16 protein-coding genes are annotated in these 16,887 nt (G+C 27.2%); all 16 read left to right on the top strand.

Features of this window, described 5'->3' with window-relative positions; translation table 11 throughout:
• Positions 1 to 39 precede the first annotated feature (39 nt).
• The 16 genes from RDX53_RS08190 (at position 40) to RDX53_RS08115 (ending at position 16,692) form a co-directional block, all read left to right on the top strand.
• A complete protein-coding gene (locus RDX53_RS08190) occupies positions 40 to 852 on the top strand; it encodes a TlyA family RNA methyltransferase (RefSeq protein ID WP_195930826.1) in 813 nt (270 codons plus the stop codon).
• Positions 853 to 884: 32 nt separating this feature from the next.
• Positions 885 to 2,561, top strand: coding sequence for a DNA repair protein RecN (gene recN, locus RDX53_RS08185; protein WP_195930827.1), 1,677 nt, complete (start codon positions 885 to 887; stop codon positions 2,559 to 2,561).
• Positions 2,562 to 2,704: 143 nt separating this feature from the next.
• A complete protein-coding gene (locus RDX53_RS08180) occupies positions 2,705 to 3,655 on the top strand; it encodes a SpoIVB peptidase S55 domain-containing protein (protein WP_243269586.1) in 951 nt (316 codons plus the stop codon).
• A 194-nt stretch (positions 3,656 to 3,849) separates the two neighbouring features.
• Positions 3,850 to 4,686 (top strand): sporulation transcription factor Spo0A, encoded by an 837-nt coding sequence (gene spo0A / locus RDX53_RS08175; RefSeq protein WP_195930381.1) that lies wholly within the window; start codon positions 3,850 to 3,852, stop codon positions 4,684 to 4,686.
• Between the two features lie 418 nt (positions 4,687 to 5,104).
• Positions 5,105 to 6,220: a putative cytokinetic ring protein SteA gene (gene steA / locus RDX53_RS08170; protein WP_195930383.1), complete on the top strand. Its 1,116-nt coding sequence runs from the start codon at positions 5,105 to 5,107 to the stop codon at positions 6,218 to 6,220.
• 16 nt (positions 6,221 to 6,236) lie between these two features.
• Positions 6,237 to 7,112, top strand: a complete 876-nt coding sequence (locus RDX53_RS08165; protein WP_195930385.1) for a copper transporter — start codon at positions 6,237 to 6,239, stop codon at positions 7,110 to 7,112.
• 33 nt (positions 7,113 to 7,145) lie between these two features.
• A complete protein-coding gene (locus RDX53_RS08160) occupies positions 7,146 to 7,835 on the top strand; it encodes a glycosyltransferase family 2 protein (protein ID WP_195930387.1) in 690 nt (229 codons plus the stop codon).
• A 4-nt stretch (positions 7,836 to 7,839) separates the two neighbouring features.
• Entirely contained in the window at positions 7,840 to 8,706 is an 867-nt protein-coding gene (locus RDX53_RS08155; RefSeq protein WP_195930389.1) for a glycosyl transferase, read from the top strand.
• Positions 8,707 to 8,710: 4 nt separating this feature from the next.
• Complete coding sequence (locus RDX53_RS08150) at positions 8,711 to 9,787, top strand: DUF3866 family protein (protein WP_195930391.1); 1,077 nt, start codon at positions 8,711 to 8,713, stop codon at positions 9,785 to 9,787.
• Positions 9,780 to 10,310: an NUDIX hydrolase gene (locus tag RDX53_RS08145; protein WP_195930393.1), complete on the top strand. Its 531-nt coding sequence runs from the start codon at positions 9,780 to 9,782 to the stop codon at positions 10,308 to 10,310. Before RDX53_RS08150 ends, RDX53_RS08145 begins: the two co-directional genes overlap by 8 nt.
• Before the next feature lie 67 nt (positions 10,311 to 10,377).
• The gene (locus RDX53_RS08140; protein ID WP_195930396.1) at positions 10,378 to 10,971 is read left to right on the top strand and encodes a hypothetical protein; all 594 of its coding nucleotides are present in this window, start codon (positions 10,378 to 10,380) and stop codon (positions 10,969 to 10,971) included.
• Between the two features lie 11 nt (positions 10,972 to 10,982).
• The gene (locus tag RDX53_RS08135; RefSeq protein ID WP_195930406.1) at positions 10,983 to 11,876 is read left to right on the top strand and encodes a tyrosine-type recombinase/integrase; all 894 of its coding nucleotides are present in this window, start codon (positions 10,983 to 10,985) and stop codon (positions 11,874 to 11,876) included.
• Positions 11,877 to 12,180: 304 nt separating this feature from the next.
• On the top strand, positions 12,181 to 13,251 hold the full coding sequence (gene mltG / locus RDX53_RS08130) for an endolytic transglycosylase MltG (RefSeq protein WP_195930408.1): 1,071 nt from the start codon (positions 12,181 to 12,183) through the stop codon (positions 13,249 to 13,251).
• An 81-nt stretch (positions 13,252 to 13,332) separates the two neighbouring features.
• Positions 13,333 to 14,004 (top strand): O-methyltransferase, encoded by a 672-nt coding sequence (locus RDX53_RS08125; protein ID WP_195930410.1) that lies wholly within the window; start codon positions 13,333 to 13,335, stop codon positions 14,002 to 14,004.
• Positions 13,997 to 14,923, top strand: a complete 927-nt coding sequence (locus tag RDX53_RS08120; RefSeq protein ID WP_195930412.1) for a peptidase U32 family protein — start codon at positions 13,997 to 13,999, stop codon at positions 14,921 to 14,923. The genes RDX53_RS08125 and RDX53_RS08120 overlap by 8 nt, the downstream gene beginning before the upstream one ends.
• A gap of 110 nt (positions 14,924 to 15,033) precedes the next feature.
• Complete coding sequence (locus RDX53_RS08115; RefSeq protein WP_195930414.1) at positions 15,034 to 16,692, top strand: penicillin-binding protein 2; 1,659 nt, start codon at positions 15,034 to 15,036, stop codon at positions 16,690 to 16,692.
• The last annotated feature ends 195 nt before the right edge of the window (positions 16,693 to 16,887 follow it).

The raw sequence follows: 16,887 nt of genomic DNA, 5'->3' as shown, positions 1-16,887 counted from the left end.
AAAAAGAAATTTATTATAAAATAAATGAAAGGTAATTTTATGAAGAAAAGAATAGATGTTTTATTAGTTGAACAAGGATTTTTTGAGAGTAGAGAAAAAGCAAAAAGATCTATAATGGCTGGATTAGTATTTGTAAATAATCAAAAATGCGACAAAGCAGGTACAGAAGTAAATACTGATGCCAAAATAGAAGTAAAAGGAAATCCAATACCTTATGTAAGTAGAGGTGGATTAAAATTAGAAAAAGCAATGAAAAACTTTGATATAACTTTACAAGATAAAGTTTGTATGGATATAGGTGCATCGACTGGTGGATTTACTGACTGTATGCTTCAAAATGGAGCTAGAAAAGTATTTTCAATAGATGTAGGTTATGGACAATTAGCTTGGAAATTAAGACAAGACGAGAGAGTTGTCTGCATGGAAAGAACTAATATAAGATATGTAACAATAGAAGACACTAAAGAGTTTGCAGATTTTGCATCTATAGATGTATCATTTATATCTTTAAAATTAGTACTTCCAGTTGCACATAACTTAATTAGCCCAGGTGGAGAAATCGTAGCACTTATAAAACCTCAATTCGAAGCAGGTAAAGATAAAGTAGGTAAAAAAGGTGTAGTTAGAGAAAAATCAACACATGTAGAAGTAATCGAAATGGTTTCAAAATTTGCTGTAGAAACTGGATTCTCTATATTAAACCTAGATTATTCACCTATTAAAGGACCAGAAGGTAATATAGAATACCTTATTCACTTAAAAAACAGCAATGAAGGTTATACATTTAATGAAGAAGACTATAAAGAAAAAGTAATTAAAGTTGTGGAAGATTCACACAAATTAAATCATTAATCAAAAATTAGTCGAGAAAGAGGGGGTTTACTATGATCCTTGAAATGTATATGAAAAATTGCGCTTTAATTGAGGAGTCTAGACTAACTATAAATAACGGTTTAAATATATTAACAGGGGAAACAGGAGCAGGAAAATCTATAATTATTGAAGCACTTGGTTTATGTCTTGGAGAAAAATACGACAGGTCCTTTTTAAGAAAGGGCACTGATAAAGGTATTTGTGAAATAGTAGTTTCATCACAAAGCTCCAATTTAAAAGAAGTCTTAGATAAATATGATATTGATTATGAAGACAATCAAATTATAATTACTAGAGTTATGTATGCAGACGGAAAGAGTGTAGCAAGAATAAATGGACGAACTGTCAAGATTTCAATACTTAAAGAAGTTGCATGTACAATAGTTGATTTACATAGCCAACATCAAAATCAGCTTCTATTTAATAAAGATACACATATTAAATTTTTAGATTTATTTGGAGAAAAAGACATTGAACCTTTAAAATCTAATTATAAAGAATCATACAACCAATTTAATAAAATAAAAAAAGAGTTAAATGATTTAAATGAAAATAAAGATGAGATGGAAATTCAAAGAGAAATTGATTTAATAAAATTTCAAATTAATGAAATCGATGAAGCTAATTTAAATGAAGAAGAATACGACGCTCTAAAAGCTCAACGAGAACTATGTAGAAATAGTGAAAAGATATATAATAATTTAAGCCTTTCATATCAAAAATTATATGAAGGGGATGTAAACGCCGTTGACTTAATAGGAATGGCAGCAAAAGAGCTAGCTGATATTGCTTCTTATGACAAGAATATAAGCGAGTATAGTGAAAATATAGAGAGAATTATGTACGAACTTCAAGATATTTCTAGGGAAATCAGAGACTATAAAGAAAATATAAGTTTTAATCCTTATGAGATGGAAGAAATCGAACAGAGAATAGACCAAATTAACAACTTAAGAAGAAAATATGGAAGTTCTGTAACAGAAATATTTGAATATAGACAAAAAATACAAGATAGATTAGATGAAATTTTAAATAGAGATGAAAAAGTTGCATCCTTAAAATTAGAACTAGAAAAGTTAGAATCTGTTCTTTACGATAAAGCTAAGCAAATAAGTAAGGCAAGACAAGATGTAGCTATACAACTACAAGATGTTTTAATAAAAGAGCTTCACAGCTTAAATATGAAAAATGTATCATTCCAAGTTGATTTTAAAGAAATAGCATTTAATCAAAATGGATGTGATGATGTAGAATTTATGGCATCATTCAACTTAGGAGAAGATATAAAGCCAATATATAAAGTAGCATCTGGTGGAGAAATGTCTAGATTTATGCTCGCATTTAAAACAATACTAGCAGATATAGATGAAATAGATACATTAGTATTTGATGAAATAGATACAGGTATAAGTGGTATAGCAGCTCAAATTGTAGGAGAAAAATTATCTAAAATAGGTAAGAAAAAACAAGTTATATGTATAACACATCTTCCTCAAATAGCGGCTAATGGACATACTCATTATAGAATCGAAAAAAATACATCTAATGATAGAACATATACAAATATAAAAGAATTGACATTTGATGAGAGAATAGATGAAATTGCTAGATTAATAGCAGGGAATAATATAACTGAAAAGACTATTGAGCATGCTCATGAAATAATTGAACTAGCTCAATTGAATTAATATATAAGGTCTCTATTAATTTAAAATAGGGATCTTTTTTAAAATTAATGAATAAATAATAAAAAAATACAAAACATAATATATGCTATTGTGAATTAGAGGTGATTTATATAAAAAGGATATATTTAGTTGTATTTATATTATTGTTCAGTATTATAATACTACATAACAAAAAAACTGAAGTAGTAGCAAATTTTTTTGAAAGTAAAAAATATGTATATGTATTGGGAGATATTGTCGGCATTAATGCAAAAACAGATGGAGTTTTAGTTTTAGCAAATGAAGAAGAAAATATAGAATACATAGATAAATTAAGAGAAGGCGACAATATTTTATATATAGAAGATACAAAAATAAACTCCAGCCAAGATGTATACGATATTTTAAATAAATTAAAAAAAAATAAAGTAAACATAAAATTAGAGCGTAATGGTAAAATAATTACGAAATCCATAAAAATTAAACATGAAAATGGAATATATAAATTGGGCTTTTGGGTTAGAGATAAGGTGTCGGGTATTGGTACAATGACATGTTATGACCCACAAAAAAATCTATTTTATGCTATTGGTCATCCTATTTATGACATAGATACTAAAAAACAATTAAAAATAAAAGAAGGAAATATCTCGAGTATATCAAATTTAGAAATTATAAAAAGTAATTCGGGCAAAGTAGGGTATATAAAAGGAGATTTTGACAATAAAGAGATAATTGGAAGTTTTTTAGAAAACTCTAACTATGGTATAGAGGGAAAAATAAATCAAAATTTATCTTATAAATATCAAAAAAAGAAGATGGAAGTAGCTAGATTTAAAGATATAAAATTAGGAAAAGCTGAAGTATTATTTCAATCAGATGATAATAAAGTAGAATCTTACGATATTTTAATCAACAATATAGATAAACAAAGTAAAACTTTGGAGATTGAGATAATAGATAAGGATTTAATAGATTATACTGGTGGTATAATACAAGGTATGAGTGGCGCTCCAATCGTACAAAATAACAAATTAATTGGAAGTATTACATATGTTTTGAAAAATAACCCAAAAAAAGGATTTGGAATTTTTATAGGAGCAATGATAAAATAGGGAAAATAAAACAAATTTAAATTTAAATGAAGGAAAACAATTTTATAATGTCGAATAGCTTAGTATACTCGATTACGATGAAAATTATTTTCAAAGTATTATACTAAAAAAAATTTTAGGTAGTATATTTACTTTTTCTCAAAGATGAAAAATTTAAATATAATTAAGGAAATTTATATTATAATAATATATTAATGGGGGGAATTACAATGAAAGATAAAATAAAAATAGTTTTAGCTGATGATAATAAAGATTTTTGCCAAGTATTGAAAGAATATCTGTCTAATGAAAATGATATAGAAATTTTGGGAATAGCAAAAGATGGAGTAGAAGCTTTAGAATTAGTTAAGGCAAAACAGCCAGATTTATTAGTATTAGACGTAATAATGCCACATTTAGACGGATTAGGCGTTATAGAAAAACTAAATACTATGAATTTAGATAAAATGCCAAAAATAATAGTACTATCAGCAGTAGGACAAGACAAAATAACACAAACAGCTATTAACTTAGGTGCTGATTATTACATAGTAAAACCATTTGACTTTGTGGTATTTATAAACAGAATAAGAGAATTAGTTTTAAATAAACCTGTAGTATCTCAAGCTAAAGCATCTAAAGCTGTTACTGAACTGCAAATGAGCAGAACAAATGAATATCAACAACCGGGTGCAGGAAATATAGAAGCAGAAATAACTAACATAATACACGAAATAGGAGTACCAGCTCATATTAAAGGATATTTATATTTAAGAGAAGCTATAAAAATGGTTATAGACAATGTTGAATTATTAGGAGCTGTTACAAAAGAGTTATATCCAAGTATAGCTAAAGAATTTAACACAACTCCAAGTAGAGTTGAAAGAGCTATAAGACATGCTATAGAGGTTGCATGGAGTAGAGGAAAGGTTGATACTATAAATCAATTATTTGGATATACTGTACATACAACTAAAGGAAAACCTACAAATTCAGAATTTATAGCTATGATTGCAGATAAATTAAGATTAGAGCATAGTATAGTTAAGTAAGAAAAAAGCCTTCTAGATATATAGAAGGCTTTTTTAAGGCTTAATTTAATAAAAATAAATTAGATATTTTTACAAACTTTTAGAAACATAACGATTAGTTTTTTATACATTGTAAATAAATATTGAATATTTGACAATATTTGATAAAATTAATAGGGGAAAATACACATATAAAACTTACATATTCTTAAAATAATAGATATGTATATTTCAAAATGTAGTAATATGTTAAAATTTATATTAGAATAAGTGAAGTACAAAGTGTTGATAGACTATAACATATTTAATTTTGCAAGTATTAAATACAAATTTACTTGTTTTATTAGGTAGTTAACGGGCTCTTTCGCCAAAATATTTATTTTGAGTGAAAATAATGGTATAATATTTTAAGATTTAAAAATTTACGGAGGTTAATGAAATGAGAGTCGAAGCCCCAATTAAGGTAGACAGAAAGACAAAAAAGCTTGCAAAAAGACTTTCTGCTGGAGAAATTGCTGTTATAAATCATATAGACATAGATGAAGTCGCAGCAAACTCTTTAGTTGAACGTAAGATAAAACTTGTTATTAATGCAGCTCCTTCAATAAGTGGTAGATATCCTAATAAGGGACCAAAAATACTTATAGATAATAATATTCTGATTATAGATAATGTAGGAGAAAATGTATTTGAAGAATTAAAAGAAGGACAAGTTATAGAAGTAAACAACGGACAAATCTATAGAGATGGTCAATTTATAGGCTCAGGCGAAGTTATGGACAAATCTGTTGTTGAAAAAAGAACACAAATTGCATATGAAAATATGTCGGTAGAATTAGATAGATTTATAGATAATACTATAGAATATGCAAAGCGTGAGAAAGGATTTATATTAGGAGAAACTGAAATTCCTAAAATGACTACAAACTACAAAGATAGACATGTTTTAGTAGTTGTAAGAGGACAAGACTATAAAGAAGATTTAGCTACAATTAAATCATATATAGAAGAAATGAAGCCTATACTTGTAGGGGTTGATGGTGGTGCAGATGCACTTCTTGAATGCGGATACAACCCAGATGTAATCGTAGGTGATATGGATAGTGTTACGGATGAAGCTCTAAAAAAAGCTAAAGAAATAGTAGTTCATGCATATGTAGACGGTAGAGCACCAGGACTAAAAAGAGTACAAGACTTAGGTTTAGATGCTGTAGTTTTCCCAGCGCCGGGAACAAGTGAGGATATTGCTATGCTTACTGCATATGAATATGGTGCAGAATTAATCGTAGCATTAGGATCACATTCTAATATGATAGACTTCTTAGAAAAAGGAAGAAAAGGAATGGCTTCTACATTCTTAGTTAGATTAAAAATAGGAGCAAAACTTATAGATGCAAAAGGAGTCAATTTACTTTATAAGAGTAAACTAAAAATGAAATATATATGGGCCTTAGTAATAACAGCTATATTCCCTGTTATAATAATTGCTTATTTATCTCCAACTGTACAACAACTTATTAAATTACTACAATTAAAAATGAAACTAAACATGTAAAATAGGAGGACTAAATATGAATATAAATATGAAATACTACATCGTAACTATAGGCTCTATATTTTTAGCATTAGGTATAGGAATTATAGTAGGTTTCAATTTAAATTACGACCAAGAATTAAGTAAACAACAAAGTGAGGTTTTATCAGAATTTGAAGATAGATTTGACTCTTTAAATCAAGAAAAAGCAGATTTAAATACTCAAATTGAAGATTTAACTAAAGAACAAGAAAAATTAACATCTTATATATCGCAAAATTATAATCTTTTAATTACAAATGCATTAACAGATAGAAATACTGGAATAATAATTACTAATGAGAAAAATGATTATAGTGAAGAAATAGAAAACTTAATAAAAGATGCAGATGGTCATTTAGCATTTAATATAGTAGTAAGAGATACTATAGAAGATGAAAAAAAATTAAAAACTTTATCAAATGATATAGATAAAGAAATAAAAACATCTCAAGATTGTATAAACTATATAATGGACTGTTTAAATGGTGATAATGCACAAAAAGATTTAGAAAAATTACAAGAATTAGAGTTAATAGAAATCAAATCTTTAAGCGATGATTATGCTTCATACGATTCTGCAATTTTAGTAGGAGAAAATGAAGACGAAAACATGCAAAAAACATTTGAAGTAAAAGAAAAAAATATTATATCTAAATTAAAATCAGAGAAAAAATATTTAGTAGCTGTTCAAAGAGAAGCTAGCAACTCAAAATTTTTAAAATTATGCTCAGATTCAAAAATATCAACTATAGATAATATCGATTCTGAAATCGGAAAAATATCTTTAAGTATGTTAATAAAAGATGAAAGCATCGTAGGAAACTATGGAACAGGAGAAAATGTTACTGATTTAATGCCATTTTCAAAATAATAAAACTTACAAAAGTTATTAAGGAGATGTAAGATGAGCTATATAAGTATAATAATACCAGCTTATAACGAAGAAAATAAAATAAAAGATACTCTAGAAAGTATAAAAGATATTAAAGAAATAGACGAAATTATAGTAGTAGATGATGGCTCTAGTGATAAGACATCAGAAGTTGCAAAAAGTGTAGAAAGTCAAAAGATAAATGTAATAACACAAAGCAAAAATAGAGGTAAAGGATATGCTTTAAATAATGGTCTAAGAGAAGCCATGAAAAGAGCAGATATAATAGGATTTTTAGATGGAGACTTAGGAAATACTGCAAGTGAAGTTGAAAAACTAATAATACCTATTATAAATAATGAGTGCGATGTTACTATAGCTAAATTCCCTCCAGCTAAGAAAAAGGGAGGTCTAGGATTTGTAAAAAATCTAGCGAAAAACTCTGTCTATGAAATGACAGGAGTGGAGCTTACTTCAACTTTATCAGGTCAAAGAATATTCAAAAAAGAAGTTCTTGAAATATTTGATGAAATACCATTTGGATATGGTGTAGAAGTAGGTATGACAATAGACATATTAAAACACAATTTCAAAATAAAAGAGATATTAGTAAATATGACTCACTCAGAGACAGGAAGAGACTTAAAAGGATTTATCCACAGAGGTAAACAATTCTATCACATTAAAAAAGTTGTAAGACAAAAGAAAAAAGAGTGGAGGTAGTTTTATGACACAATATATTTTTCATGCAATACTATTTGTGTTAGGTTTTTTAGGAACATATTTTATGATACCTCTTTTTAAAAGTATGTTACTTAACTCAAATGTAATTAGACCTAATTATAAAAATGAAATGATCCCTGTTGGAATGGGTATAGTATTTTTACCTATGATGATAATAAACAGTATAATATTAGGATATATAACTATGAATACAATATGGGCTGTAGGTAGTACAAGTTATTTAAATATGAATACAGTATGGCTTTTATGTTTAGCATTATATATATTCTCTATGGTATGTATGTTCTTTGCAGGTGCATTAGACGACTTAATTGGAAACAGAAGTGTAAGTGGATTAAAAGGTCACTTTAAAAGTTTATTAAAAGGTGAACTTACTACTGGTGGATTTAAAGCTTTATTTGGAGGATTTGTAGGATTAGTTGTTTCTGTATGTATTTCAAATGATATAGTAGATATAATTGTAAATACATTAATCATAGCACTTTCTACAAACTTAATGAATTTATTTGATTTAAGACCGGGAAGAGCTATAAAAGCATATTTAGTAATAATGATACCTATATATATAACATTAACAGGATATATAAAAGCATTACCACTTCTTATATTTCCAAACGTATTAGCATACTTTAATACTGATTTAAAAGCTAGAGGTATGATGGGAGATACAGGTTCAAATGTTTTAGGAATATCAATAGGTGTTTTAATGGCATTTGGATATGGAATAAAAGTTAGAGTTGCATGGTTAGTATTTTTAGTGCTTATGCATTTAATTACTGAAAAATTCTCTCTTACAAAAATTATAGAAAAAAATAAAGTATTAAAATTCATAGATGACTTGGGAAGGTAATAATATGATTAGTAAAAAAGTGGGGATTGTTGAATCTATAAAAAGTAGTGACGATGATTTACAAGATATAAGAGTAAGTATTGATGGACAAATTCAAAGAGCATACAATTATCCTAAAATGACTGGAAAAGTAAATGAAGGCGATAAAGTTATTTTAAATACGACAGCTGTAGAGCTTAGCTTAGGTACAGGTGGATATCACTTTGTAATAAGCAATTTAAATAATATGGAGTCAGATTTAGACGCAAATGGACATATTATGAAACTTAGATATACACCTTATCAAATAGTTGTAGATAGTGTAGAAGACCACGAAAGTAAGTATCACGATCTTATAAATGATTTTGAAAGCTTAGACGACTTACCTGTCGTTGTAGGAACATTACATAGTATGCTTACACCTTTTGTAGCTTCATACAAAAGAAATAATCCAGACAAGAAAATCGCATATATAATGACTGATGGTGCTGCCTTACCACTTTATTTAAGTATGAATGTAAAAAATTTAAAACAAAAAGGCTTAATAAATTCCACTATAACAATTGGAAATGCGTTTGGTGGAGATTATGAGTGTATAAATATATATACTGCTCTTATAACAGCAAAAGAAATCGCAAAAGCTGATGTAGTATTTGTAAGTATGGGTCCTGGTATTGCAGGAACAGGTACTAAATACGGATTTACAGGAATAGAGCAAGGACAGATACTAGATGCTGTAAAAAAACTAGGTGGAAGACCTATAGCTATTCCTAGAATAAGTTTTGCAGATAAAAGAGATAGACATCAAGGGATATCACACCATAGTATAACTGTATTTGATAAAATTGTTAATGTAGATGTAAATATACCTATAACAATTTATGAAGATGAAAAGTTAAATAAAATTAAGGCACAGATAAAAGAAAATAAATTAGACGAAAAACACAACATAGTATTCGTAGAAAATAACAAATGCAAAGAAGATTTAGAGCACTTTGGATTAAAAGTTAAGAGTATGGGAAGAAATTATGATGAAGATAGTGAGTTTTTCGATTCTGCAAGTAGTGCTGCATATTATTTAATGGAGGTATGCCATGATTGAGAAAGAAAATACTGTAAGTAGTGACTTGATATATACAGGCAAAACTGTTAGTTTGAGAGTAGATACAGTTGAAGTGCCTAATAAAGGATATCAAAAAAGAGAAATAGTTGAGCATAACGGTGTTGTAGCAGTAATAGCTATAACAGAAGATAACAAAATTATTTTAGTAAAACAGTATAGAAAATCAATTGAAGATGTAGTTTTAGAAATTCCAGGTGGCAAGTTGGAGTTAAATGAAAATCCGAGAGAATGTGCCATAAGAGAATTTAGAAAAAAGACAGGATATGATGCAGAGAGTTTTAAATTAATACACAAGTTTTATCCTTCAGTAGGTTTTTCAAATCAAATGATATTTATATATCTAGCTAAAAAACTTGAAAAACTTGAAGATAAGCAAGAAGAGCAACAAATAGAAATAAAAGAAATAGACTTTGATGAAGTATATAAAATGGTTTTAAATAATGAAATAGTAGATGGAAAGACAACTTTAGGTATACTGCTATCAAAAGATTTAATTAAATAAATATAAAAGGAATAACCTCCTCTAAGTTAACATAATATTTTATGTAAAGATAGAGGAGGTTTTTAAATTGAGGAAAAAAGATTTTTACAAGAGAAACAAAAGCTTAATAATTATAAGTATAATTTTTATTATATTTGTAATAGTTGGATCATGTCTAAACAAAATGGATAGTAGTAACTTAGATAATATATCAAACCAGATAGGAAAAATAAGTTCTTACTATGACGGAAATATAAACAAAAAAGATTTTATTTTTACAAACATAAAAGAATATATAAGATATTTAGGGTTGATAGGTTTAGGGACTTTATTTTTCTTTACATATCCAGTTGCTATTATTGTGTTTATAGTAAAAGCTATGTCTATAGGCTATACTATAAATACAAGTATTATACTTTTGGGATTTAGCAGTTTTAAGATGTGTATTATTGTATTTTTAAAAAATATTGTTATAGTACCTATGTCGATAATTTTAATCGAACTATCGATAGGATACATAAAAAGTGTTTATAAACAGTTGAAAAAGAATAGACAAGATAGTATAGTATCTTTAGGAAAAGAGTTTGTATTAAATTTAATAATTATTATGTGTGCTTCTATTATATTACAATCAATACTAAATATAATAAGTATTAGCATAATACAATTCCTAGCAAGATAAAGGAGTTAAAAATGAAGGTTTTAAAAGAGTATTTAGATTATATAGAAAAAACTAAAAAATTATCAAAAAATACAGTAGCATCTTATAATAGAGATTTAAAAAAATATATAGAGTATTTAAACAGCAAAGAGATAAATATTTTAGATGTAGTTGAAAATGATATAATAAGTTATTTGATTGAACTTGAAAAAGAAAATATATCAGTTTCATCAATTTCTAGAATGATATCTTCAATAAAATCATATCACGATTATTTATTTTTTAATGGACTGGCTAAAAATGACCCAGCAAAAAACATCAAAAAACCTAAAGTAAAAAGAGAAGAAGTAGAAATTCTTACAGAAGAAGAAGTAGATAAGCTTTTAAAATTTGAAGATTTATCAACACCAAAAAAAATAAGAGATAAGGCTATATTTGAAGTTTTATATGGGACAGGGATTAAAGTTTCAGAACTTATTGATATGAATTTAGAAGATATAGATTTGGATATAGACTATATATACTGTGGAAGCTCCAAAAATCAAAGAGTTATACCTCTGTGTGAAGCTACTAAATTTTATTTATTAAAATATATAAATGAGTCTAGAGATTTATTGACATATCCAGAAGAAAAAGCATTATTTGTAAATGCACAAGGACAGAGATTTACAAGACAAGGACTTTGGAAATTAATTAAAAAATATGCAAAAGAAGCAGACATAAATAAAAATATAAATCCTACGACGCTTAGACACTCTTTTGCAATACATTTATTAAATGGTGGTGCAAATGTAGCTGTTGTAAGCAAAATATTAGGGAATTCTAATTTATCAAGCTTACAGCTGTATTTAAAATATATAGATAAAAATCTAAGAAAAGAAATCAAGGAAAAACATCCACGCGAAAACGACATAAATTTTAAATAGTAAAAACCTCTATAATCTCATAGAGGTTTTTTTATTCTAAGGAAATTATACATTATATGGTTTGTGGATAATGTATAATTTCTAACCTATTAACTAAAGCAACGGAATCTTTGATTCGTTGGCGATATGAGCGAAGCGAATTTTTTATTTATTAAAATTAAAATCTATGTTTATAATATGTTAAATTTGGAAATACTATAGAAAAATATTTGTCTAAGTATTTTGTAATAAGTATTTTATTGTTGAAATATTGCTAACTAAGTTTTATAATAAAGAAGATACAAATATATCAAGGAGAAAAAATATGAAATTAAGTAAAAAGAGGGTTATCATATTGGTATCTTCCGTTATTTTATTAGTACTTATAGGAGCACTATTTGTAGCTTATGAAGGCGGACCTTATGATAAAAATAACGGGAAAGACATAGTAGTTGATATTCCTATGGGTTCAACTGTTAGTAGTGTGGCTGATATTCTTAAAGAAAACAACCTGATAAAAAACGAAGTTCTATTTAAATTAAACTTTAAAATGAAAAATAACGCTTCACATATGAAATCAGGAAAATACTTATTAAGTCAAAAATTATCTAATTCTGATATTATAGAAAAATTAGTTTCAGGTGAAATATATCGAGATGGTATTAAAGTTACTATACCAGAAGGATCTACATCAAATGAGATAATAGCATTATTAGTAAAAAATGAATTAGGCAAAAAAGAAGACTTTGAAAAATTAGTATCAAATCCAAGTGAATTTTATAGTGATTTTGAGTTTTTAGATCAAAAAGATATAAAAAGTTTAGAAGGATTTTTATATCCAAGTACGTATTATTTTGATAAAGATGCAAAACCTAAAGATATAATAAAAGAAATGCTTAGTCTATTTGATAAAAGCTATACTGATAAATTAAAGAAAAAACAAAAAGAAAGAAATATGACTCTTCAAGAAGTTGTAAATTTAGCATCTATAGTCGAAAAAGAAGCAGTAATAGATGAAGATAGACCTATTATAGCTAGTGTATTTTATAACAGACTAGAAATAGGAATGCCTCTTCAATCAGATGCGACACTTCAGTATATCTTTGAGACAAGAAAGAAGAGTATAACATATAATGATTTAAAAATAGATTCTCCATATAATACTTATATTAAAAAAGGATTACCACCGACACCTATTGCAAATCCAAGTATAAAATCAATAGAAGCAGTACTTGAGCCATCAAATACTGATTATTTATACTTTGTAGCTAGCATAGATGGAGGCAATGTTTATAGTAAAACATATGAAGAACACAAAACAAATGTAAACAAATACAGAAAAGACAGAGATGAAAGAAATAAAGCATTAGAAGAAGCATCTAAAGAAAATAATTAATAATAAAAGTTTTGTATGGATTATATCTTAAATTGGGTATAATCCATATTAATGTTTAATAGAAATCGAGGAGTGAAAATTTTGAGTAATATAGTAAATAATGTCGTTGAAGATTATATAAGAGAGACTTTAAAAGACACAGAAGGACTTTTAAAAGAATTAGAAATATATGCAGAGGAAAATAGTGTACCAATAGTACACAAAGAAGTGGCAGATTTATTAAAAGTACTTTTAAAAATGCAAAAACCAAAGAGAATTTTAGAAGTTGGATGTGCAATAGGGTATTCTTCTATATTATTTGCAACAACATGCGGAGAAGATTCTGACATAACAACATGTGAAAGAAATCCAGTTATGATTGAAAAAGCTAAAGAAAACATAAAAAGAGCTGGATTTGAAAATAATATAACAATACTTGAAGGTGATGCAGTTGAGCAGCTTCAAAATGTAGAAGGTGAATTTGATATGATCTTCTTAGATGCTGCTAAAGGCCAATATAAATTATTCTACGATTTAGTAATAGATAAACTAAAAGTAGGTGGAGTATTAATATCAGATAATATCTTATATAAAGGTATGATTGCTAGCGACGATTTAGTAGTTAGAAGAAAGAAAACTATAGTAAAAAGAATGAGAGATTATCTAGATTATATCTGTAATTGTGATTATCTAACGACTTCACTTTTACCAATGGGAGACGGAGTTGCTATAAGTTATAAAGACAGTAAAAGAGGAGAGAATAAAGATGCATAAAATGGAGCTTACTTGCTATGCAGGAAGTTTAGAATGTTTAAAAGCAGCACTTGAAAGTGGTGCAGATAGCGTATATGTAGGAGGAGAATCTTTCGGAAGAGATACTTTATCAGATGACTTTTCAAGAGAAGATTTAATAGAAGGTATTAAGTTTGCTCATGAAAACAACAAAAAAGTATATGTAACAATTAATTTACTTCCACATAATAAAGATTTTAAAGAGTTCGAAGCGTATTTAAAAACTTTAGACGAATTAAATGTAGATGCTGTTATAGTTTCAGAAGCTGGTACTTTAATAACAGTAAAACAAATTTTACCGGAAATGAAAATACATTTAAGCAATGTTTCAAATGTATACAATTACGAAACAGCTAATTTCTGGCACGAACAAGGTGTTGATAGAGTTGTAATCTCAAGAGAGTTATCTATAAAAGAAATGGAAACAATGAGATTAAATACACCTGAAAGTCTAGAATTAGAAGCATATGTTCATGGACCAGTAATAATGTCTTATTCAGGAAGAAAGCTAATAACAAGTTATTTAGAAAGCAAAGGAAAAGACAACTATTCTTCTAAGAAAAAATATAATTTAACAGAAGAAAAGAGACAAGGTCAATATTCTCCTGTTTATGAAGATGAAGCAGGAACAATATTCTTTGCAAGTAGAGATTTATGTATGATTGAATATCTAGATAAATTTATAAGAGCAGGAGTGAGTACTTTAACTATTGAAGCAAGACTTAATGATGAAAAGTATGTAAGAGAAGTTGTGCCAGTTTATAGAAAGGCAATAGATGACTTCTACAATAATAACTTCGAGTACAACTGTACTGAAGATATGTTAGAAACATTAAAAAATGCTACTCCTAGAAAGCATACAACAGGATTCTATTTAGATGAAACAATAGATTACGATTAATAAAAATATAGTAGGTTTTAATTAAAATTTACAAATTATAGAAATATAAAAATAAAAGTATGGACCCCTTAATTATTGTCAAAAATGACAAATAATTAAGGGGTGATTTTATGTCTAGAAAAATAAATAATATCAATAGAATTCTAGCAAAACGAATTAAAAATGGTTTTTATATATTTTTAATAATATTTTTAGCATTAATTATTAGACTATCATATTTAAGCATTTATAAATACGAATCTTATAGCAGTAAGATAGAAACTCAAAGTACACAAAAGGTAAATTTAAATTCTGGAAGAGGGATTATTTACGACAGAAACAATAATCCTCTGACAGATACAAATAGGACACAAGTGATAATAATGCCTAAAAGTGTTATTACAGATAATTATAAAAATATAAACACAATCAAAACAGTTACAGGTTTAGATGAAAATGATATCTTCAAAGCAGTACAAGATCAAATTGACAGTGAATTAATAGAAATAGAAGTAGGAAAATTAAGTACAAGTCAAATAAATAAATTAGAAAAAATAAATATAATTGTAGAACAAAAAACTAATAGATATAAAGACGACAACCTACTATCTCATACAATAGGATACATAAATAAAACCGATAGAAATGGAGTAAGCGGTATAGAAAAGAATATGAACTCAGAGCTTAAAAATTCCAACGAAAAATACATATCAGTTTTTAAGGCAGGAGATTTAGGCAAAAAAAGCGGGCTTAAAATAATTGAAGGTAGTATATCTAAAGTTACAAATAACAATAAAAATTTAAAACTTACAATAGACTCTAATATACAATCTCAGGTAGAAAAAATAGTAGATAAAGAAGAAAATCCTACAGCAGTAGTAATTTCAGACGTTAAAACAGGAGAAATACTTGCAATGTCATCGAGACCAAACTTTAATCAAAATAAAATAGAAGATTCAATAGACAAAACAGATGGCCAATTGCAAAACAGAGTAATATCAGCAACTTATCCACCAGGTTCTGTATTTAAAATGGTTGTATTGTTTGCTGCATTAGAAAATAAAGTAATAACAAACAGCACATATTACTACAACTGTACGGGAAGTGAGCAAATAAACAGCAAAGAAAAATTAAATTGCAATAATTTATCTGGACATGGAATACAAACCCTAGCAGAAGTATTTGCAAACTCATGTAATACTGCATTTTATGATATAGCAAAAAAAGTAGGAAAAGATGAAATTTATAAAGCGATTGAAAAACTTCATTTAAATGAAAAAATAGATATTGGATTAGATGAAGAAGTCGAGCCTAATATACCAGATAATATCTCATTGAGTAATTTGTCTATAGGTCAAGGCTCACTAGGTTTTACTCCACTACAAATAAATCAAATGACACAAATTATAGCTAATAATGGTCTTTATAAGCCATTATATATATACGATAGTATAGTTGATGACTCCATGAACGAAATAAAAAAATTATCTACATCTAAGAAGGAAGAATTGATATCACCTTATACATCAACACAAATTAAACAATTTATGATAGGCGTTTCACAAACAGGAACAGCTAAATCACTAAGTGATTTAAAAGGTGGATGTGGTGTTAAAACAGGGACAGCACAAAGCAGCGTAAACCATACAAAGGTATCGCATGGATGGATAACAGGCTTTTATCCAAAGGATAATCCTAAATATGCAATAACAGTCTTAGTTGAAGGTACAGAAAAAAACAGCAAGTCTGCAATACCTATTTTTAAAGACATATGCAATAGTATAAAATAATAAAAATATATATAGTGATTTAATATGTAAGTCAATGTTATAAAAATTTTACTTTATAAAATAAAATTTTTACATCGAAAACGGAAACTTCTGAATCAATAAATCATATAATTTACTTTATTAATTCGATGGTAATATATTACAATATTTTCTTGTTTTTTTAATATTTTATATGGTTCGAAATATTTAAATTGG

Origin of the sequence: uncultured Intestinibacter sp., from assembly GCF_902468165.1 — a bacterium.
In the GTDB taxonomy this organism is placed as follows: domain Bacteria; phylum Bacillota; class Clostridia; order Peptostreptococcales; family Peptostreptococcaceae; genus Intestinibacter.
The sequence above is the reverse complement of the archived record's forward strand: the minus strand, read 5'-3'. Positions and strand labels throughout refer to the sequence as shown.